The 19,692-nt window shown below is 71.1% G+C and carries 18 protein-coding genes; 10 read left to right on the top strand and 8 right to left on the bottom strand.

Going from position 1 to position 19,692, the window contains the following annotated elements; all coding sequences use genetic code 11:
* Positions 1–10 precede the first annotated feature (10 nt).
* Complete coding sequence (locus ABD733_RS14630) at positions 11–649, top strand: phosphoribosylanthranilate isomerase (protein ID WP_344797510.1); 639 nt, start codon at positions 11–13, stop codon at positions 647–649.
* Positions 650–667: 18 nt separating this feature from the next.
* Here ABD733_RS14630 and ABD733_RS14625 read toward each other — a convergent pair whose 3' ends face one another.
* From ABD733_RS14625 to ABD733_RS14605, 5 genes are all read right to left on the bottom strand, one after another.
* A complete protein-coding gene (locus ABD733_RS14625; protein WP_344797508.1) occupies positions 668–1,798 on the bottom strand; it encodes a hypothetical protein in 1,131 nt (376 codons plus the stop codon).
* A gap of 145 nt (positions 1,799–1,943) precedes the next feature.
* Complete coding sequence (locus ABD733_RS14620) at positions 1,944–2,537, bottom strand: nitroreductase family protein (RefSeq protein ID WP_344797506.1); 594 nt, start codon at positions 2,535–2,537, stop codon at positions 1,944–1,946.
* 135 nt (positions 2,538–2,672) lie between these two features.
* Positions 2,673–3,107, bottom strand: coding sequence for a hypothetical protein (locus tag ABD733_RS14615; RefSeq protein WP_344797504.1), 435 nt, complete (start codon positions 3,105–3,107; stop codon positions 2,673–2,675).
* Entirely contained in the window at positions 3,104–4,159 is a 1,056-nt protein-coding gene (locus tag ABD733_RS14610; RefSeq protein WP_344797502.1) for a threonine aldolase family protein, read from the bottom strand. Before ABD733_RS14610 ends, ABD733_RS14615 begins: the two co-directional genes overlap by 4 nt.
* A gap of 14 nt (positions 4,160–4,173) precedes the next feature.
* Positions 4,174–4,989 (bottom strand): alpha/beta fold hydrolase, encoded by an 816-nt coding sequence (locus ABD733_RS14605; RefSeq protein WP_344797500.1) that lies wholly within the window; start codon positions 4,987–4,989, stop codon positions 4,174–4,176.
* A 64-nt stretch (positions 4,990–5,053) separates the two neighbouring features.
* Here ABD733_RS14605 and ABD733_RS14600 point away from each other — a divergent pair, with 64 nt between their 5' ends.
* The gene (locus ABD733_RS14600; protein WP_344797498.1) at positions 5,054–5,980 is read left to right on the top strand and encodes an AEC family transporter; all 927 of its coding nucleotides are present in this window, start codon (positions 5,054–5,056) and stop codon (positions 5,978–5,980) included.
* Between the two features lie 27 nt (positions 5,981–6,007).
* Here the strand turns inward: ABD733_RS14600 and ABD733_RS14595 are convergent, their stop codons facing one another.
* Positions 6,008–6,847: an exodeoxyribonuclease III gene (locus tag ABD733_RS14595; protein WP_344797496.1), complete on the bottom strand. Its 840-nt coding sequence runs from the start codon at positions 6,845–6,847 to the stop codon at positions 6,008–6,010.
* A gap of 77 nt (positions 6,848–6,924) precedes the next feature.
* Between ABD733_RS14595 and pyrE the strand changes: the two genes are divergently transcribed.
* Both pyrE and ABD733_RS14585 read left to right on the top strand, forming a co-directional pair.
* The gene (gene pyrE, locus ABD733_RS14590) at positions 6,925–7,485 is read left to right on the top strand and encodes an orotate phosphoribosyltransferase (RefSeq protein WP_344797494.1); all 561 of its coding nucleotides are present in this window, start codon (positions 6,925–6,927) and stop codon (positions 7,483–7,485) included.
* Entirely contained in the window at positions 7,482–9,563 is a 2,082-nt protein-coding gene (locus ABD733_RS14585; RefSeq protein WP_344797492.1) for a septum formation family protein, read from the top strand. Before pyrE ends, ABD733_RS14585 begins: the two co-directional genes overlap by 4 nt.
* A gap of 10 nt (positions 9,564–9,573) precedes the next feature.
* On the opposite strand, the gene ABD733_RS14580 is transcribed toward ABD733_RS14585, so the two are convergent.
* On the bottom strand, positions 9,574–10,392 hold the full coding sequence (locus tag ABD733_RS14580) for an HAD-IIA family hydrolase (RefSeq protein WP_344797490.1): 819 nt from the start codon (positions 10,390–10,392) through the stop codon (positions 9,574–9,576).
* A 110-nt stretch (positions 10,393–10,502) separates the two neighbouring features.
* Here ABD733_RS14580 and ABD733_RS14575 point away from each other — a divergent pair, with 110 nt between their 5' ends.
* The 4 genes from ABD733_RS14575 to ABD733_RS14560 all read left to right on the top strand — a co-directional run bounded on the left by ABD733_RS14575 (position 10,503) and on the right by ABD733_RS14560 (position 13,791).
* Positions 10,503–11,411, top strand: a complete 909-nt coding sequence (locus ABD733_RS14575; protein ID WP_344797488.1) for a hypothetical protein — start codon at positions 10,503–10,505, stop codon at positions 11,409–11,411.
* A 65-nt stretch (positions 11,412–11,476) separates the two neighbouring features.
* Positions 11,477–12,142, top strand: coding sequence for a TrmH family RNA methyltransferase (locus tag ABD733_RS14570; protein WP_344797486.1), 666 nt, complete (start codon positions 11,477–11,479; stop codon positions 12,140–12,142).
* Positions 12,143–12,193: 51 nt separating this feature from the next.
* Positions 12,194–12,610, top strand: coding sequence for a DUF3151 domain-containing protein (locus ABD733_RS14565; protein ID WP_344797484.1), 417 nt, complete (start codon positions 12,194–12,196; stop codon positions 12,608–12,610).
* Between the two features lie 41 nt (positions 12,611–12,651).
* Positions 12,652–13,791, top strand: a complete 1,140-nt coding sequence (locus ABD733_RS14560) for a glycosyltransferase (protein WP_344797482.1) — start codon at positions 12,652–12,654, stop codon at positions 13,789–13,791.
* On the opposite strand, the gene ABD733_RS14555 is transcribed toward ABD733_RS14560, so the two are convergent.
* Positions 13,788–15,974, bottom strand: a complete 2,187-nt coding sequence (locus ABD733_RS14555) for an acyltransferase family protein (RefSeq protein WP_344797480.1) — start codon at positions 15,972–15,974, stop codon at positions 13,788–13,790. The genes ABD733_RS14560 and ABD733_RS14555 overlap by 4 nt on opposite strands.
* A 104-nt stretch (positions 15,975–16,078) precedes the next feature.
* Between ABD733_RS14555 and ABD733_RS14550 the strand changes: the two genes are divergently transcribed.
* Together ABD733_RS14550 and ABD733_RS14545 are read left to right on the top strand one after the other, a co-directional pair.
* Entirely contained in the window at positions 16,079–18,211 is a 2,133-nt protein-coding gene (locus tag ABD733_RS14550) for a glycosyltransferase (RefSeq protein ID WP_344797478.1), read from the top strand.
* The gene (locus ABD733_RS14545; RefSeq protein ID WP_344797476.1) at positions 18,208–19,557 is read left to right on the top strand and encodes an oligosaccharide flippase family protein; all 1,350 of its coding nucleotides are present in this window, start codon (positions 18,208–18,210) and stop codon (positions 19,555–19,557) included. Before ABD733_RS14550 ends, ABD733_RS14545 begins: the two co-directional genes overlap by 4 nt.
* Positions 19,558–19,692 lie beyond the last annotated feature (135 nt).

Here is a 19,692-nt window from a genome sequence, read left to right as displayed (position 1 = left end):
GGGCTCGCGCGTGTGGATCAAGATCTGCGGCCTCTCGACACCCGAGACGGTCGACGTCGCCGTCGAGGCCGGGACGGACGCCGTCGGCTTCGTCTTCGCTCCGGGCAGCCCTCGCGCAGTCACGGCCGAGACTGCCGCCGCACTCGTCGCGAGGGTGCCGGCCGGAGTCGAGACGGTCGGCGTCTTCCGGAACCAGTCGGCGGACGAGGTCGTGCGCCTCGCCCGAGACGGTGGCGTCGGTGTCGTCCAACTCCACGGCGACGAGACGCCCGAGGTCTTCGACGAGGTGCGGGCGGCCGGCTTCTCGGTCATCCGCGCGCTCGGGGCTGCGCGGTGGAGTTCAGAGCCGCAGGATCACGCCTCGGCATTCGGCGAGACGCGCCTGCTTCTCGACGCCCCCGATCCCGGGGCCGGGTCGACCTTCGACGAGGCCGTCCTCGGGGGATCGACGCCGCCGGCCGGCTGGATCCTCGCGGGCGGACTCACTCCGGCCAACGTGGCGCGGCTCGTCGCGACGCTCGAACCCGCGGGCGTCGACGTCTCGAGCGGGGTGGAGTCGTCTCGCGGTGTGAAGAGCCCGGCGTTGATCCGGGAGTTCATCCGGGCTGCTCGGGCTGCCCGGGACGCTGGCGCCGACCGCTCGGTCTGATGCAGGCGTCCGGCTGGATCAGGAGGTTGTCGTCCCGTCCGCGGGCTCGGTGATGCTGACCGCGGCGCCGTAGTCGATGCTCAGTTCGCGGGGCGGGGACTGCAGCCCGGTAGCGGTCTGCGTCACCGACAGCGGGTGCTCACCCGATCCGAGGGACGCGATCGAGGTCGACCAGGTCCCGGCCACGACCGTGGCACTGCCGATGACGCTGTCACCCGACCGGACCTCGACGGTCGCGCCCGTCTGACCTTTTCCGCGGACGATCGCGTCCTGTGTGATGTCGTCGGGGAAGAACGTCTCGGCGACGGGCGCCGCCGGTCTGACGGGCCAGGCGGTGATCACGGCGTCGGCGTGCGTATAGAGCTGGCCGTTGATCGACTGCGCGAAGCGGACGGTCGCCCCGGCAGGATCGGCGCCGACCACGGTCATCGACCAGCGGCCGTCGGTGCCCACCCGGGCCGACTGCGTGCCGTTCAGCACGGCGGCACCGGGAGTCCCGCGGCCGGAGACGGTGGCGGTGCCCACCGCGCCCTTGGTCACGGTGGCGACGGAGAGGACGGCTTGTCCGGCGGGCTTCAGGAGAGACGTCTGGACGCCGTCGCCGCGATCCTGCACGTGCGTCTGGAAGGCGGAGGCCGACGGCGAGAAGTCGACGAAGTTCGTGGCGCTCGCCGCCGACCGGAGCGCTGCGCCGTTCGCCGAGGCGACGAGGCTGATCTGCTGCGCGGGGGAGGCTCCGCAGGTGGTGGCCGTGACCGGAGTGCCGGGCGCGCCGGCCGGGATGGTCAGGCAGAGCGGGCCCTGCGAGATCTGACCGGTCTGCCCGGGAGGCGGGAACGACCAGGTCGCGGCCGCGGAGGCCGCCGAGGAGAGCGCGGAGTAGGCCCGGCCGCTGACGGCCTTGCCCGAGACGGCTGGGCCGAAGGTGGCGTAGGTGGCGGTCGCGCCGGTCCAGAGGACCACGGGGCCGGCGAGTCGCACCGCGTCGAGGGGTGCCGCCGAGGGGGTGAGCGCGCGAGGAGAGGCGGGCCCCGAGGCGGCAGGATCAGCAGGGCTGGCGACGGCGCGGAGGCCGAGCGGGAGGGAGAGGATCGCGAGCGTCGCGATCGCGAGCAGCGTGTACGGCACGGCTCGTCGGGAGGTGGTCACAGGTGTCCTTTCGCGTCGGCGGGCGCCGACTCGAGAACCCTCCCATTAAGGATGTGACATTCCAAGGTGCCGAGAGGCGCCTGTGGAGAACGAGAAAGCCCCGCGCGGAGGCGGGGCTTTCGGGGGACGACGCGTCGTGCGACCGTCAGTCGCGGACCAGCACCAGCTCGTCGAGCGAGAGGCGGGTGCGCGGCAGGGTCTCGCGCTCGGCCAGCTGCTCGGGCAGCTTGTCGGCGGAGTCGACGACGCCGACGGCCGTCACGGTGACGGGCACGAGGCGCTCGGGGAGCTCGAACGCCGCGCGGATGCCGTCGACCTCGAACCCGCCCATCTGGTGCGTGTGCAGACCCTCGGCGTGCGCCTGCACGGACAGGGCGGAGAGCGCGGCACCGAGGTCGTACTCGGCCCAGCGGCGCTCGTCGCCCTCCTCGGTCGAGGTCTCGGCGATGGCGACGACGAGGGCGGCCGCGTTGCCCGCCCAGGCGGAGTTGAAGCCGACGAGGTTCTTCAGGATCGTCTCGAACGTCGCGGTTCCGCGGCGACCGACGACGAAGCGGCGGGGCTGCAGGTTGGCGGCCGAGGGGGCCCAGCGGGCGGCCTCGAGGAGCGCGGTCAGCTGCTCGTCGGAGATGGTCGCCGAGGGGTCGTAGGAGCGGGGGCTCCAGCGCTCGGAGAGGAGACCGACGATCGGGACGGCGGTCTCTGACGTGCGGACGGTGGACTGATCCGTGATGGTCATGGTCCTGCCTTTCAGTGGGAAGAAAAAGGGGGCGGATCTCCGCGTCACTGAGGAGCCGAATACGAGAACAGGCTACGCCCGCCCGTCATTCCCGATGCAAACGCATAGACCAGGGCTTGTCGTCGTCAAATGACCTCAGTGCACGAAGTTCGACACGACCGCCCGCGCGAGCATGTCCTCGGTCACCGAGTAGAGCGCGACGATCAGCACGCCGGCGACGACCGGCAGCCACAGCGCGTAGACGCGGCGGAGCACGAACAGCGTCGAGAAGATCAGCGAGAACACCGTCAGGACGATCGGTGCCAGGACCGCGAGGATGTTCGCCAGCTGGGTCCCGTCGACGAGCCGCGCGTCTGCATCGGCCCGGGCGAGAGCGGCGTGCACGTAGACCACCGCGAGCACGATCAGGATCACCGAGAGCACGATCGTGATGACGAGATCCCCGGTGCGCGGGTGCTTCCGCCCCGGGTAGCGGCCGACCGGCCTCGCCCTCGAGAAGACTCCGGCGGGCAGCGTGGCGTGCGGGTTCTCCGGGGTCGGGACGGGTGCGTCGTCGCCGGAGTCGGTCACGCGGCCCTCTCGACGCCGAGACGGATCGACGCGACGAGCGCGTCGACGTGCTCGGGCTGCGTGTCGAAGGAGCACATCAGCCGGACCTCGCCGGTCTCGCGGTCCCAGTCGTAGAACCGGTGCTCGGCCCGCACCGTCTCGATCAGATGGGACGGCAGGATCGCGAAGACCGCGTTCGCCTGCACCTCCCGCGTGATCGTGACCCCGGGGAGCTCGATCAGGGCGGCGGCGAGGCGGGCGGCCATCGCGTTGGCGTGACGAGCGGACCGCAGCCAGAGGTCGCCCTCGAGGAGCGGTACGAACTGCGCCGAGATGAACCTCATCTTCGAGGCCAGCTGGGCGTCCATCTTGCGGATGTAGGGGATGCCCTCGAGCTCGTCGTCGGTCAGGACCACGATCGACTCGCCCAGGAGGAGGCCGTTCTTCGTGCCGCCGAACGAGACCACGTCGACTCCTGCATCACGAGTCAGCTCCCGGAGCGAGGCGCCGGTCGAGGCGGCTGCGTTGGCGAGTCGGGCGCCGTCGAGGTGCACCTTCATGCCGAGCGAGTGAGCGTGGCGGGTGATCGCTCGGATCTCGGCGACCGAGTACGCAGTGCCGAGCTCGGTGCTCTGCGTGATCGACACCGCGAGCGGCTGCGACCGCTGCTGGTCGCCGAAGCCGTGCGCCTGGCGGTCGATGAGCTCGGGCGTCAGCTTGCCGTCGGGTGTCGAGACCGTGAGCAGCTTCAGGCCGCCGAGGCGCTCGGGCGCTCCGCCCTCGTCGGTGTTGATGTGCGCGGTGGCAGCGCAGATGACGGCGCCCCACCGCGGCACGAGGGCCTGCAGCGACGCCACGTTCGCGCCGGTGCCCGTCAGCACGGGGTGCACGGTCGAGCCCTCGCCGAAGTGCTCGGTGACGAGCTCCTGGAACCGGGCGGTGTACGGGTCGGCCCCGTACGAGCCGACGTGCCCGCCGTTGGCCTCCGCGACGGCGCGCATGACTTGGGGGTGGACGCCCGAGTAGTTGTCGGACGCGAAGGAGTGGGAGGAGGGGTCGTGCAGAGCGGTCACCCCTCAATTGTCGCTCAGAGCGAGTGGGTGTCGAGCCAGCCTGTGAGCACTCGGACGAACTCGTCGGGCCGCTCGACGCTCGGCAGATGAGCCGAGTCGAAGAACCTCGCGCCGTCCGAGTCGGGCACCGTCGACAGGAGGTACTCGGTCGCCGCCAGCTCTCCGGAGAGGTCGTGCTCGCCGACCGCGAAGAGCGACGGGACCTCGATGTCGACGGTGCGGTAGTAGGCAGGCGACTCGAGCGGCACCGGGGTGGCCTTGTCCCGCAGGTGGGGCAGGTTGACCGCGTTCAGCTCGTACGCCAGCGACAGGAACGCAGGATCGAGCTCGATCACGTCGCGCGTCGGCCCTGCGGCCCAGAGCTCGGTCTCGCGGCGGTTCAGGCGCTCGTGCTCGCCCGCGGCGAGGAGCTCGTCGAGCTCGTCGAACAGGTCGTTCTCACGCTCGGTCAGCTCGACCTCCGGGAATCCGCTGGGGTTCGAGCCGATGGTGACGAGGCCCGTGACCCGCTCGGGCTTCTCGACGGCGGCGTCGATGGCGATCCTGCCGCCCCTCGACGCCCCGATCAGCGTCGCCCGCTCGATGCCCGCGTGGTCCATCAGGGCGAGGAGGTCGTCGATCTCCGAGAAGCGCACGTCGGTCGTGGTCGTCAGGCCGAATCCGCGGGTGTCGTAGCGCAGGATCCGGTGGTCGCCTGCCAGCGCAGGCACGACGGCGTCCCACATCCGGAGGTTCGCGACGCCCGCGTGGATCAGCACGAGCGCCGGGTGGCCGGGATCGCCGTCGATCTCGTAGTGGAAGGAGCCGCCGTTGAATTCCATCTCAGACATGATCCGAGGCTAGGGCATGCGGCCGGCGGAACCGGCGCTGCTCGGGAGCGGCCAGACTGGGGGCATGGGCGGTGTTCTGATCGGGTTCGGCATCATCGGCGTCGTGATCCTGGTCGGGTACGTCGTCGGCCGGATCGACCTCCTCGGCCCGCAGGGGCACCGCGCGCTCAGCCAGCTGGTGTTCTTCGTGCTCACACCGTGCCTTCTCTTCGTCACGATCTCGAAGGCCGACGTCGCCGTGCTGTTCTCGCCGATCCTGGTGGTATCGACCGCCGCAGCCCTCGTCGCAGCTCTGATCTCGGTCGTGATCCTGCGCCTCGTGCTCCACCGCTCGGCGGCCGAGACGACGATGGGCACGATGGCGGGCGCCTACGTCAACGCCAACAACATCGGGCTGCCCGTCGCGGTGTACGTGCTCGGGAGCGCGACCTTCGTCGCCCCGGTGCTGCTCTTCCAGCTGCTGGTGCTGACGCCGGTGGTGCTCACGATCATGGACGTCACGACCAACCGGGGGTCGGGAGCGTCGCGCTGGCGGACGGTGACGCGCCCGTTCACGAACCCGCTGCTCATCGCCTCGCTCGTCGGCGTGCTCTGCTCGGTCTTCGGAGTCACGATCCCGGACGATGTGCGAGAGCCCTTCGCGCTGATCGGCGCAGCCGCCGTGCCCGTCGTGCTCATCTCGTTCGGCATGTCGCTCCACGGGCAGAAGCCGCTCCAGCCCGGGACGGCGCGGGTCGACGTGCTCGTGGAGAGCGCCCTCAAGGTGGTCGTGATGCCCGTCGTCGCGTGGCTGCTCGGGGCGTTCGTGTTCGACTTCTCGCACGAGCAGCTCTTCGTCGTGGTGGTGCTCGCCGGGCTCCCGAGCGCGCAGAACGCGTTCAACTACGCGCAGAGGTACCAGGTGGGTGTCGCCGTCGCGCGTGACACCGTGCTGATCACGACGGTGGCCGCTGTGCCGGCGCTCGTCGCGGTGGCGGCCCTGCTCAAGTAGAGGGGACGGGACGAAAGGCTGCGACCCCTAGAAGATCATCGGGCGGTCGTCGTCGTCGCCCCCGTCGACGTCGAGGTCGACCACGACGGGCACGTGGTCGCTCGGGGCGTCGCCCTTGCGCTCGTTGCGGTCGATCCGGGCGCTCGTGACGAGCTCGGCAAACGCTTCGCTGCCCAGGATGAAGTCGATCCGCATGCCCTCGTTGCGCGGGAAGCGGAGCTGCTTGTAGTCCCAGTAGGTGTAGCCGTCGGGAAGGCGCGGGCGCACGACGTCGGTGAGCAGCCCCGGCTCCTGGAACGCGGCGAACGCCTCGCGCTCGGGCACGCTCGTGTGGGTGTGGCCCTCGAAGACCGCAGGATCCCACACATCGGTGTCGAGGGGAGCCACGTTCCAGTCGCCCATCAGCGCCAGCGGCAGCTTCGGGTCGTCCTTCAGCCAGGTGCGTGTCTCGGCCTGCAGCTTCGCCAGCCAGTCGAGCTTGTAGACGTAGTGCGGGTCGTCGAGCTCGCGGCCGTTCGGGACGTAGAGGCTCCAGAGCCGCACCCCGTCGACCGTGACGCCGATCGCGCGGGCCTCCTTCGGGGCATCCTGCGACTCGACGCCCTTGGCGAAGCCGGGCTGGCTGGGGAACGTGATCTCGACGTCGGTCATCGGGAGGCGGCTGGCGAACGCGACGCCGTTCCACTGGCTGAGGCCGTGCAGCTCGATGTCGTAGCCGGCCTCGTGGAAGAGGTCGTAGGGGAACTGCTCGGGCTTGCACTTGATCTCCTGCATGCCGAGCACGTCGACGTCTTCGCGCACGAGCCAGTCGACGACGCGGCCCGCGCGGGCACGGATGGAGTTGACGTTCCAGGTGGCGACACGCATGGCTCCACGGTAGCGCGAGGCACCGTCACGGGTGTCCGGGCGATCTCGGAGGGGGCGATCTGATCGGTGCTAGTAACATGTCGGACGTGACCGACGAACGCCAGAGGCTCATCGACTACATCAGCGAGCTCGCCGTCTTCCACGGCGACTTCACGCTGACCAGCGGCAAGAAGGCGTCGTACTACGTCGACCTCCGGAAGGTCAGCCTCGACCACCGCGTGGCCCCGCTCATCGGCCGGGTCATGGTCGACCTCATCGCGGGCGTGCCCGCCGTCTTCGCCGTCGGCGGGCTGACCATGGGCGCCGATCCCATCGCGGCCGCCGTCCTGCACCAGGGGGCAGCCCTGGGCAAGGACTACGACGCGTTCGTCGTGCGCAAGGAGCCCAAAGACCACGGCCGCGGACGCCAGGTCGAGGGTCCGGAGCTCGAGGGCAAGCGCGTGATCGTGCTCGAAGACACCTCGACGACCGGCGGCTCGCCGCTCAAGGCGATCGAGGCCTTGAAGAGGGTCGGCGCCGAGGTCGTCGGCGTCGCTGTCGTCGTCGACCGGTCGACCGGGGCCCGCGAGGTCATCGAGCAGGCCGGCTACCCCTACTTCGCTGCGATCAGCCTGGAAGACCTCGGACTCGAACCGTGACCGACGAGCGCCGCCCCGACGAGCCGAGCATCCCCGACGAAGAGGGTGCCCAGCCGAAGAGCGGTGCTGTCCCGGAGCAGGGTGCGACCGTCCCGATCGTGCCGCGCCAGCTGCCGCCCGCGGCCGCGTTCTTCGGCGAGCCGCGGACGGGCAGGCACTCGGCCCGCGCGGAGCCCGCCTCGACGCCGGAGCCTGACCCTTCACCGGAGCCCGATCCTGCGCCCGAGGCCGAGCCGGAGTCCACGGCACCGCACCCGATGGCCCTCGACCTCTCGGCACTCCGGGGGCAGCGCGACGACTCCGACGCTTCCGAGAAGCCGATCGTGGAGCCGGTCCCGTGGAGCCTGACGGGCGAGCAGCCCGCGCTCGACGTCGACGCGCTCCCTCCGCACGACGGAGTCGGCGAGACTCCGACGGCCGCGTTCGGCGCCGTCTTCGGCGACGCGCCCCACCCGCCGGTGTCTTCGGGGCCGCGGGATTCGCCTGAACCGCCGCGTCCTGCTCCCGAGGCCTCGTTCACCGAGCTGCTCTCGGTTCCCGCCGACACCCCGCCGCCCACCTCGGAGCCCGCGAGCTTCAACTGGGCCGACCTCGCAGCGCCCGCTGCCCCCGTCGAGCCGGCTTCACCCGCCGCGGAAGCGGTCCAGTCAGAGGCTGATACCCAGGCCGATTCCGCCGCCGAGCCGGACGACCGCACGCAGGCGTTCGACGTCCTCGCCGACCGCCGATCTCCCGTCACCGATCAGGCACCCCCGGTCACGTGGCTGCCTCCCGCTCCGGCTCCCTCCGCCGAGGCTCCTGCCGAGCTGCCCGCTGAGCCGGACGCCCACGCACCCTCGTCGGAGTCCGGCCCCGAGACCGATCCTGTCCGCGCTCTCTTCGGTGACATCGTCGAGCCCGAGCCCGAGCCGGCCCCTTCGCCCTCGGAGTCGAAGACCGACGCGCAGGATTCTGCCCGCAGCGAGGCGCGCCCCGAGCAGCCCGCGGTCGAGCCCGACAGCGCCTGGGCCGATGTGCCTCGCGATCCTCCGCCGGCTCCGCCGCTCGCACCGGCCGCGGCCTCCACACCCGTCTGGAACCTCGACACGGTCGAGCCGGCCAGCCCGATCGACCCGGCCAGCCCTGCCGATCCGCCCCCCGCTCCGGAGCCGAGGCGCTCCGACGACCTGCCGCCGACCGAGGCGCTCACCGCTCCCTTCCTGCCGTCGTCCCCAGTCGTGCCCCAGGCCGACGCCGCCGACGCGGCGACGCGCGCCTTCGTCGTGCCGCCCGTGCTCTCCGAGAAGGACGACCGGGGCTCCGACACCCTCGCCCCGAGCGGCGTCGGTGCGAGTCGCCGCGCGATCACGCCCATCGACCCGACGAGGGTCCCCGAGTCGTGGTCGGCGGCCGCGCCGTTCGCGCCTGCGCCCGTGCCCACCGACGGCGGAACCGAGGGGCCGCCCGGCACCGGAGGCGGCTTCGCCTCCTGGCCCCGGCAGCGCAAGACCCTGCTCTTCGTCGGCATCGCCCTCGCCTTCCTGATCGTGCTCGGGGCCCTCTACTTCACGGCGCGCTTCATCGTCTCGAACGCGGCCGCCGCCGAAGCGCCGGTCGCCGCCACCGCGCCCTCCGCGTCGGCGCCCGCGTCTCCGAAGGCGACTCCGAAGGCGAGTGCCACGCCGACTCCGTCTCCGTCGTCGACCGCGGCTGCCGGCCCGGCCTCGGCGGGAGTCCACCAGTGGAGCGATCTCCGCGGCGGCGAGTGCCTGTCGTCCTTCACCGACGCCTGGCAGCAGACCTACACGGTCGTCGACTGCAGCGGGTCCCACGCGGCCCAGCTCGTGGCGACGGGCGCCGTCGCGGGCGCAGCAGGATCGGCCTACCCGGGGCTGGCGGCCCTCGAGGCCCAGGTCGCACCGAAGTGCCAGTCGAGCGACGTCATCAACATGAGCGCCGCCCAGGCCTACACGGGCGTGCAGGTCTCGGCCAGCTATCCCGCGACGACCGAGCAGTGGGCCGCAGGATCGCGTACGTACTACTGCTTCGTCAGCCGCACCGGGGGCCAGACGTTGACGTCGAGCCTCAAGGCCGGCTGACGCCGACCCGTCAGAGCCGGCCCTCGGCGTCGCCGAGGTCGCTCGCGACGGGCTCGGTCCGGACGAGCTCGTGCACACCCGACAGGATCTCGGTCGGCCGGAACGGGTAGCGGTCGATCTCGGCCTGGTCGCTGATGCCGGTCAGCACCAGGATCGTGTGGAGTCCGGCCTCGATGCCGGCGATGATGTCGGTGTCCATCCGGTCGCCGATCATCGCGGTGTTCTCGGAGTGCGCGCCGATCCTGTTCATCGCCGACCGGAACATCATCGGGTTCGGCTTCCCGACCACGTACGGCTCCTTGCCGGTGACCTTGGCGATCATCGCCGCGATCGCGCCGGTGGCGGGCAGGATCCCCTCGGCGCTCGGGCCGGTCGCGTCGGGGTTCGTCACGATGAAGCGCGCGCCGCCCATGATCAGCCGGGCCGCCTTCGTGATCGCCTCGAAGGAGTAGTTCCGGGTCTCACCGACGACGACGTAGTCGGGGGCGGTCTCGGTCATGATGAAGCCGGCCTCGTGCAGGGCGGTCGTCATGCCGGCCTCGCCGATGACGAAGGCCGAGCCGCCGGGCATCTGCGACCGGCAGAAGTCGGCGGTCGCGAGGGCGGAGGTCCAGATGCGCTCCTCGGGCACCTCGAGCCCCGAGGCGCGGAGCCTCGCCGAGAGGTCGCGCGGCGTGAAGATCGAGTTGTTCGTCAGCACCAGGTAGGGCGTGCTCTCGTCCTCCCACTGCTGGATGAGCTCCGCAGCGCCCGGAAGCGCCTGGTTCTCGTGCACCAGGACGCCGTCCATGTCGGTGAGCCAGCATTCGACCTCTTCGCGGGTTCCCATGCCGTCAGCGTAGTGGCGCCGGTTCTCGGAGACCTCGGTATCTCGAGAGCATTGACCTCGTGAAATGTGAAATGTAGAGTGAGGTCCACGACACCAAGCAAAGGAACCCCGTGCCCCTCCCCGAGAAGACCACGATCCTGCAGACCCTCGACGCTCCGCGCGATCGCTTCGCAGGCCTCCGCTCCCTCGCGCTGATGCTCCGCTTCGCTCTCCTCGGCTGGTTCGGCCGCCGTCCGCTCGTCGATCCGGAGGGCCCGGTCGTCAGCCTGACGAGCTACGGAGCGAGAATCCGCTTCGTTCATCTCGCCATCGAGAGCATCGGCCGCGGGTCGCTGAGGCCGTCGCGCCTCCTGCTCTGGCTGGACGACCGAGACGTCGTGCGGAGGCCTCCGCGGTCGCTCCGGCGCCTGCAGCGGCGAGGCCTCGAGATCCTGCTCTGCGACGACTTCGGGCCCTACAAGAAGTCGTTCCCCTTCGCCCTGACGAGTACGCACCATGTCGCGCCGCTCGTCACCGCCGACGACGACTGGCTGGTGCCGGCGGGCTGGCTCGAGACCCTCGTCGACACGGCAACGCGCCACCCCGACACCGTGCTGGCTCACCGGGCCCACGAGATCCGGGTCGAGGAGGGCAGGATCGCGCCCTACGCCACCTGGACCAGAGCCGACTCGCCGACCGTGTCGTTCCGGCACTTCGGCACCGGGTGCATGGGGCAGCTCCTGCCACCCGCCGTCCTCGACGCCCTGCGAGACGAGGGAGTCCGCTTCCAGACCTTCGCACCGCACGCCGACGACGTCTGGATCCACCGTCTCGCCGTGTCGGCGGGGTCGGGCGTCCGCCCCGTCGGGCTCCTCCTCGACGACGACTTCGCTCCCATCCGAGGAGCAGGCAGATTCGGAGGCGCCGGACTCTTCGAGGAGAACGTGGCCGGCGGTCGCAACGACCGGCAGATCGCGGCCGCCTGCACGTCGAGCGAGCTCGCTGCGATCCTGGCCGCCCCTCCCGTCCTGTCCCTCTGACTGACGGGTCGCGGGGCGAGGACTGGGCCGACGAGGGCCGGGACGTCGCCGGGTACGCTGATCGGATGCCTGAATCCGAGTCCGGCCGGTCGCCTGTCCCCGCAGTGCATCCGGAGTGGACCACTCACGGAGTGGGGCCGTGGCCCGGCGGCCCTGACGCCTGGCCGGACGACCCCCGTCTCGATCCGGTGCTCCTCCGAGAGGGCGACACCCGCAACGTCGTCGACCGGTTCCGGTACTGGTCGATGGAGGCCATCGTCGCCGACCTCGACTCCACGAGGCACCCCTTCCACGTCGCGATCGAGAACTGGCAGCACGACCTCAACATCGGCTCCATCGTCCGGAGCGCCAACGCCTTCGGCGCGGAGGCTGTCCACATCATCGGTCGGAGGCGGTGGAACAAGCGCGGGGCGATGGTCACCGACCGCTACCAGCACGTCACGCATCATCCCGACGTCGAGTCCTTCCTGGAGTGGTCGTCCCGCGAGCACCTGCCTCTCCTGGCCATCGACAACGTCGAGGGCTCCGTCCCGATCGAGCGCTTCGAGCTCCCGGCCCGCTGCGTCTTCCTCTTCGGCCAGGAGGGCCCCGGGCTCTCCGCCGAAGCGCTCGCCGCGGCCGATGCGACCCTCGAGATCTCGCAGTTCGGCTCCACGCGCAGCATCAATGCCTCCGCAGCAGCCGCCGTCGTCATGCACTCCTGGATCGTGCGCCACGCGCGGATCGCGTGAGTCGACTCACCGAGCGGGCGCGAGCCGGCTCCTGCCCGCTACCGTGACTGCATGACCTCGCAGAATCTCCTCGGTGTGCCCGAGACCCTCCTTCCTCACGATCCGGCCGTCGCTGCGGCTCTCGAGAGCCTGCCGCTGGAAGAGGCCGTCATCGCTCATCCTGAGGCGCCTCTCCTGTGGGCGCTCCTGTCGGACGAGACGGCGGAGTCGGGCAGGCGCCTCGAGGCCTACGCGTACGCCCGGGTCGGCTACCACCGGGGTCTCGACAGCCTTCGGAAGGCGGGCTGGCGCGGTCAGGGGCCCGTCCCGTGGCGGCACGAGCCCAATCGAGGCGTCCTCCGCGCGCTCTACGCACTGAGGCGCGGCGCCGCCGCCATCGGCGAGGACGCCGAGGTGGAGCGTCTGACGACGTTCCTCGACGACGCCGACCCGACGGCGATCGCGGCCATCGAGGCCGAGCGCGCCTGACCCCGATCCTGCATCCCGCCCGGCAATCCGAGGAGACCGCCATGCCGAAATCAGCCCCGACCCGCACCGTCGCCATCATCGGCACGCGCGGCTACCCGAGCTACTACGGCGGGTTCGAGACCGCGGTGCGGAAGATCGCCCCGGCTCTGGCCGACGCCGGGTGGGACGTCACCGTCTATGGACGAGACGGGTCGACCCGCGATGACGATCCGGACCGCGATCCCCGGGTCCGGACCAGGATCACGGGCGGGGTCGAGACGAAGTCGGTCAGCACGCTCTCGTACGGGTTCACCGCCGTCCTCGACGCGGTCCGTCGGCGGCCCGACGCGGTCCTCGTGATGAACGTCGCCAACGGGTTCTGGCTGCCCCTCCTGTCGCTGCGGGGCATTCCCAGCCTCGTGAACGTCGACGGGATCGAGTGGGAGCGGGCGAAGTGGGGGGCTCTGGCGAAGTTCGTCTTCAAGAGCGGTGCGAGGTTCACCGCGCGCTTCGGCACCAGGCTCGTCGGTGACGCCCGCGAGATCGTCCGCCGGTGGAACTCGGAGTTCGGGCGCGACGCCGTCTTCATCCCCTACGGCGGGGAGGAGCCGGGGGACCTGCCCGTCGAGGAGGGCCTGCAGCACCGGCGCTACGTGCTCGCAGTAGCGCGCTTCGTCCCGGAGAACACGATCTCGGAGTTCATCGACGCGGCCCGTCTCGTCGCCGAGGAGCACGACGTCGTCATCGTGGGTTCGAGCGGCTACGGCGGCGAGTTCGACGAGCGGGTCGAACGGCTCGCTGCCGAGTCCGACCGCGTGACCTGGCTCGGGCACGTCAGCGACGACAAGCGGCTCCTCGCCCTCTGGCAGCACGCGGGCGCCTACTTCCACGGGCACAGCGTCGGCGGCACGAACCCCGCGCTCGTCCAGGCCATGCTCTGCGGCGCCCCGATCGTCGCTCGCGACACGGTGTACAACCGCGAGGTCCTGGAGGCGTCGGGCGAGTTCGTCCAGCCGGAGCCCGGCGCCATCGCCCAGGCACTCAGCGATCTCCTGTCCGATCCGGCGCGCCAGGAGTCGCTGAGCACCTCGGCTCGGGATCGGGCTCGGCAGCACTACACCTGGGAGGGCGTGTGCCGTCGCTACGAGGAGGAGCTCGCGTCTCTCGTCGACTCCCGTCGGTCGTGGGTGCGCGAGCCCTAATCGCCGAGTGCCTCGCGTAGGAGCCCTCCCAATGCCCTCGACATCGCGTCCGTGAGGTGCGAGCGGTCGGGGCGGACGAGTCGGCCGCCGACGACCACGGGGCAGACCCCCGCGCTCGTGCAGAACCACTGACGGGTCGGGAGGTAGCTGGCGATCCCACTGTCCGGCGTCGGGCGCGAGGTGTCGGCGTCTTGGATCCCCTGCAGTTCGGCTCTTCCCGCATCGACGTGATCTCGCCCGACGTGCGAGGCGCACTCCCGGGGGGATCCCGCGCGGGTCGCGCAGTCCACGACCGACTGCCCCGGCGGCGGATTCTCGACGACGACGACCCTCGGACTGAGCTCCGCCAGCCGGGAGACCGTCCGACGCGTTCCCGCCGCCCACAGCGAGTCCGCCGCGCGGCGGCCGTGTTCGGTCGCGAGATCGCTGTACGACGCGATGCCGCTCGAGACGAGCACGAGGTCGGGGTGGGATTCCGCCACCTGCTCGATCAGCCTCGACCGGCTGCGCCGGCAGTCCGCCTGCGAGCCGACCGCTCGGGGCGTCGGGACGTCGAACGGCGAGCACCCGTTGTAGGAGAGCGCCTCGACCCGCCAGCCCCGCGGCACGAGAGCGGTCGTCACGGCGCTGCTCCAGGCGGCCGCGGTCGAGTCGCCGATGAGGGTCACCGTGCGCTTCCCGTCGGGATTCCACAGGCAGGATCGGGGAGCACCCGCCTGCCGAGGATCGTTGCGACACCCGCTCGCCATATCGAATGCCGCCGGGAGACTGTCGCCGAAGGCCCTGTCGAGAGCCGGGCTGAGAGAGGACGGCCAGGAGTCGCGGTCGGCACCCTCTCGGACGCCCGCCCCGATCGACGAGGAGGAGAACGGCTGCGCTGATGCCGGCGTGGAGCCCGTCGCGGAGCCGGTCGCGGAGCCTCCGAGCGGGAGGGCGAGGCTCAGAGGATCGCCCAGCTTCTCCGGCGCGGCGAGCTGAAGGGATCCGGACCCGACGACGACCAGCGCGAGCCCCGCGACTCCTGCGAGCTCCAGGCGCCGCCGGTGGTGCCTCCTGCGCCGGTCGGGCGGACTCTCGAGGCGGCGGAGCCAGCCCGACCGGAGGGCCGGGCGCTCGACGAGCCGGTAGGAGAGCGTCGTCAGGAGTCCGGTGAGGGCGAGTGCCGCCAGGAGCGCCCACCACGAGCGCCCCAGCACCGCGGGGATCATCACCGCCGCCGGGAAGTGCCACAGATAGAGCGAGTACGAGCGCTTGCCGAGCCAGCGTGCCGGCGGCAGCGCCAGGAGCCGGGTGATGAGCCCCTCGTCGTCAGTGCCGAATCCGACGATCAGCGCCGTCCCGAGCGTGGCGAAGACGGCTCGCGGCCAGGGGAAGGCGACGTGCGGGTCGACGAAGACGCAGGCGAACGCGATCGAGGCGGCGCCGGTCCAGAGCAGCACGCGTCGCCAGTGCCGCGGTACGCGAGCGAGCAGGGGTCGCCCGGTCGCAGCCAGGATCCCGGGGACGAACTCCCACGCGCGGGAGAAGGTGTCGAAGTACGCGGCATCGATGTCCGACGCGGTCTGGATCGAGGCGTGGGCGACGCTCGGCACGAGGAAGGCGATCGCGGCGACGGAGAGCACGGCCCTCGTCCTGCTCCTCCGGCGGGCGACGCTCCCGAAGCGGGCGGCGACGAGAGCACCCGCGATGACCACGAGGGGCCATGCGATGTAGAACTGCTCCTCCACTGCCAGCGACCAGAAGTGCTGCAGGGGGCTCACCCCCGCGTCGTGCTGGAGGTACGACCTCTGCGAGGCGATCAGGTGCCAGTTCTCGACGAAGGAGGCGGCAGCGACGGCGTCGAGGGCTGTCCGGACAGCGCGGGGTGCGAACCAGACGAGCGGTGCGGCGGCGACCGTGACGACGAGGACCACGCCGGCGACCGGCAGGATGCGGCGCGCACGTCGGGCGTAGAAGGCGGCCAGCGAGACGCGGCCGGTCTCGTCGAGCTCCCGCAGGAGGAGGCCGGTGATGAGGAAGCCGGAGATGACGAAGAACACGTCGACACCGATGACGCCTCCGAGCGGGATGCCGACCAGGTGGTAGAGGACGATCACGGCAGCGAGCCAGCCTCGGAGCCCCTCGATGTCCTCTCGGAAAGCAGGGCGCGACGGATCGTCGTGGGAGGCAGCGCTTGGAGGCATGGGGTTTTTATACACGGAAAACGCGGTGGAGTTCTACATCTGTAGACAGTATGCAAAATATTTACTAGTCTGTGGGTAATCCGAACCCCACGACAGGAGCGACCATGACGCAGGCGACTCGAGCACTGGCCGACACCCCGGCGACGTCCCTCCGACTGGTTCCCGAGCTGAGGGCTGTGCACCTCGCCCGATTCGCCGAGCAGCCGCACTCCGAGCTGCTCTACCTGCGCGAGAACTTCGACCTCGGCTCGTCGCCGCTGCCTGTCGGCATCCGCCGCGTCTCCCTCGTCCGCGCGCTCGTCACACTCGTCACCTCGCGGGCGCGGACGCTCGAGCTCCCCGAACCCCTCTGGATGCGCTTCCTCCTGGCCAACGTGCTCCTCGGCCTGACCTGGAAGACCGCAGGGCGTCTCCTGCGTCGCCCCCGAAGCCTCGTCACGTATGCGATGGAGAACAACCGGCTCTCGGCGCTCGTCGCCGGCCGGCGGCACTGCCCGGCCTGGCTCGCACGGCTCGTCGGTCACGCGGTCGGCGCCTACAGCAGCCTCGTCATCGACAGGATCGCGTTCGCCAGCCCCTCCTCCGAGGCGACCTACCGCTCGCTCCCGGGGTTCCGTCCTCAAGAGGCGAAGACATTCCTCGAGCTTCCCGCGGCACCCCGGACAACGGAAACCACCCGGGAGGCTCGGTCTCCCGAGGTCGTGTTCTCAGGGGTTCTCGAAGCGAGGAAGGGGATCGACCTCCTCCTCCAGGCCTGGCCTCGTGTCGAGGAGGTCGTTCCGGGTGCTCGCCTGACGATCGCCGGCCCGGGGCCCTTCGCCGACGAGGTGTCCACCTGGGTGGAGGAGCGACCGCAGAGCCGCCGCTTCCTCGGCCACCTCCAGCGCCCCGCGCTGCTCGAGTCGGTCGCGTCGGCCTCCGTCGTCGTCGCTCCGTCGCAGCCGGAGGGCCGCTGGAGGGAGCAGATCGGCCTGCCGGTCAAAGAGGCACTAGCCGCCGGTGCCACCGTCGTCACGACCGATCAGACGGGGCTCGCTCCCTGGCTCCGTGCGCACGGCCACCGCGTCGTCCCCGTCGATATCGAGAGGGCCGAGTTCGTCGAGCGGCTCACCGAGCAGATCATCGGCGCCCTGCGAGCCCCCGTGGCACCCTCTGACATCGCCGCGGATCTCCCCGACATCGACGGTCGGCTCGAGGCCGACCGCTGGCTCCACGAATCGGAGTCCCTCTCTCGCCGCACCGTGCTGATCAACCCGCTGGGCGGCGCCCTCGGCCACTACACCGGCTCCCTCGCCTCGACGCTGGAGGCAGCGGGCGCCGACGTCGACGTCCGTGCCTTCGACGAGCCGTCGAGGTGCGATGGGTCCAAGCTCCGCTGGCTCGTCCGCTACGTCGGCGTCCTGCTGTCCGTCCGGCGCTCACTCCGGGGGTCGGCGCCGACCACGGCGATCGTGACGTGGCCCGTCCTCGGGTTCCTCGACCTCGTGATCCTGCGCGTGATCCTGGGCCGGAAGGCGGAGAGCCGCCTGATGCTGCACAACCCGGTGCCCCTCGTGCAAGCCGTCGGCTACTCGCGAGTCAGTCAGCTGCTCGGGCGGCTGTTCTCCCGTCGCCACCGCATCGTCGTCCACTCGACCGCCGCTCGAGATGCTCTGCGGTCCACCGGCTACCAGCGTCCGGCCGAGATCGTGCCGCTGCCCGTGACCCCGCGCCCGGCGACCACGACGCCGGAGGGTTCCACCCCGGTCGTCCGAGTCGTCGGACAGTACAAGGGCGACCGTGACCTCGACGTCCTCCGCGAGATCGGGCGCTCGCTGGAGTCGAAGGCGGTCCTCGAGATCCACGGCCGACGGTGGCCTGCCGTCGAGGGCTGGTCGGTGACCGACGAGTTCGTGCCAGAGGCGGAGCTCGAGAACCTCATGGCCACGAGCGACGTCGTCCTGATCCCCTACCGCCGCTTCTTCCAGAGCGACATCGCCGTCCGCTGCATCGAGATCGGGACCCCCTTCATCGGCCCGGCCGAGAGCAGCCTGTCCGAACTCCTCCCTCCGGCTTCGGAGCTCCTCGTCACCACCGAGGGACTCTCCACGGCCGATCGAGCGTCCGAGTGGATCACCGCCATCGAGAGTGCGTTCGCTCGCGGGCCCGTCGACTTCCAGGAGCAGGTCTCCCACGTGGCGGCGGAGAATGCGGCCTGCTGGAGCGACTGGCTGACCGGACTCGAGGTCGCCGCGTGAGCATCCGTCGTCCGGGCACCCGGCCCGCGCAGGGCGCGACGACGGCGCGGCACCTGCTCGTCACGCTGCTCGGCAACGTCTTCGCTCCGCTGGCCGCCCTGGCGACCGCCCCGGTCATGGCCCACGCGCTCGGCGCCTCCGGCCGAGGAGAGGTCGCGGCGGCTACAGCGCCCCTCCTCCTCGCCACGTCGCTCGCCGCATTCGGGATCCCGTCGGCGATCACGCACTTCCTGGCCAAGCACCCGGTCCTGCGTCAGAGGCTGGCCGGTCGAGCGGCGCTCGCCCTCGTCGGAGCAGGGCTCGCGGTCCTCGTGGTCGTCGCCTCGCTGTCGGGATCCCTCTCGGGCGGCGACGCCTCGGTGCAGCGGCTCGTGCTGATAGCCAGCCTGGCCCTCGTGCCGTCGCTCCTCGGCATGCTCCTGCAGGCCATCGCGGCAGGGGAGCAGCGCTGGAACCTCGTCGCCGCCGAGCGATTCGTCACCGCGGCAGCTCGACTCGCCGCATTCGTCCTCCTCGGGACGGCGGGCCGGCTCGACGTCACCTGGTCGGTCGTCATCCTCGCGGCCTCGCCCGTCCTGGGGGCCCTCGTCTACCTGCCGATGCTCGTCCGGGGCGGCATCTCCGCCGCAGTGGTGGACGCCGACCGGATCCCGTCGCTCGGTGCGCGCGACCTCCTCGGCTACGGCGTGCGGATCTGGATCGGCAGCGTCGCCGGCGTCCTCCTGCTGCGCCTCGACCAGGCCCTCATCGGGCCACTGGCCGGAGTCGAGGTGCTCGGCCTCTACGCGGTCGCCGCGACGGTGGCCGACCTCCCCCTCGTCATCAACAGCGCCGTCCGCGACGTCCTGTTCTCCGCGCAGTCCGCCAAAGCGGACGACGGGTCGCTGGCTCGGGCGGCGAGGCTCTCCACGCTCTTCGTGACGGCCGTCTGCGTCGGCCTCGCCGCGATCCTGCCGTGGGCTCTCCCCGTCCTGTTCGGCGCCGACTTCACTGCGGCTGTCCCGGTGTGCTGGGTGCTGCTCGCGGGCCTGATCCTGTCCAACCCCGGCTCGATCGCCGGTGTCGGGCTCAGCGCTGTCGGCCGACCCGGCCTCCGGTCGCTCGCTCTCTCGGCGGCATGTCTCGTGAACGTCGCGCTCGTGATCCTGCTCACGCCGTCCTTCGGAGCGCTGGGGGCGGCCCTCGCGACGGCCGTGGGTGGCATCGTCGCCGGGTGGCTCAACGTCGCACTCCTGTCGCGGGTCTCGGGGGCTCGGGCACGCGACTTCTTCGGGATCCACAGTGCCGACATGTCGGTGCTGGTCAGGCTGGGCGCGCGTCTGCCGTCCCGTCTGCGGCTCGCCTGACTGGCGCGTAGCCGAGAGCGGGCCGCGTCAGAGATGGTCGCGCCACGGCGGGCCGCATCGTCGCGGGTTCGAGTCGTCCGCCGGGGTGGCTGCTCGATGTCGCTGTGCCCCGGCCCGATGGGCACGGGGCATCAG

It is taken from the genome of Frondihabitans peucedani (assembly GCF_039537585.1).
Classification (GTDB): domain Bacteria; phylum Actinomycetota; class Actinomycetes; order Actinomycetales; family Microbacteriaceae; genus Frondihabitans; species Frondihabitans peucedani.
This window is presented reverse-complemented; position numbering and strand designations above follow the sequence as displayed.

What these genes read in the sequence shown, in the direction of transcription:
- ABD733_RS14620 (WP_344797506.1), bottom strand. Translation starts at nt 2,537, where the DNA reads ATGACCATCACGGATCAGTCCACCGTCCGCACGTCAGAGACCGCCGTC.
- ABD733_RS14605 (WP_344797500.1), bottom strand. Translation starts at nt 4,989, where the DNA reads ATGTCTGAGATGGAATTCAACGGCGGCTCCTTCCACTACGAGATCGAC.
- ABD733_RS14600 (WP_344797498.1), top strand. Translation starts at nt 5,054, where the DNA reads ATGGGCGGTGTTCTGATCGGGTTCGGCATCATCGGCGTCGTGATCCTG.
- ABD733_RS14595 (WP_344797496.1), bottom strand. Translation starts at nt 6,847, where the DNA reads ATGCGTGTCGCCACCTGGAACGTCAACTCCATCCGTGCCCGCGCGGGC.
- pyrE (WP_344797494.1), top strand. Translation starts at nt 6,925, where the DNA reads ATGTCGGACGTGACCGACGAACGCCAGAGGCTCATCGACTACATCAGC.
- ABD733_RS14580 (WP_344797490.1), bottom strand. Translation starts at nt 10,392, where the DNA reads ATGGGAACCCGCGAAGAGGTCGAATGCTGGCTCACCGACATGGACGGC.
- ABD733_RS14570 (WP_344797486.1), top strand. Translation starts at nt 11,477, where the DNA reads ATGCCTGAATCCGAGTCCGGCCGGTCGCCTGTCCCCGCAGTGCATCCG.
- ABD733_RS14565 (WP_344797484.1), top strand. Translation starts at nt 12,194, where the DNA reads ATGACCTCGCAGAATCTCCTCGGTGTGCCCGAGACCCTCCTTCCTCAC.
- ABD733_RS14560 (WP_344797482.1), top strand. Translation starts at nt 12,652, where the DNA reads ATGCCGAAATCAGCCCCGACCCGCACCGTCGCCATCATCGGCACGCGC.
- ABD733_RS14555 (WP_344797480.1), bottom strand. Translation starts at nt 15,974, where the DNA reads ATGCCTCCAAGCGCTGCCTCCCACGACGATCCGTCGCGCCCTGCTTTC.
- ABD733_RS14550 (WP_344797478.1), top strand. Translation starts at nt 16,079, where the DNA reads ATGACGCAGGCGACTCGAGCACTGGCCGACACCCCGGCGACGTCCCTC.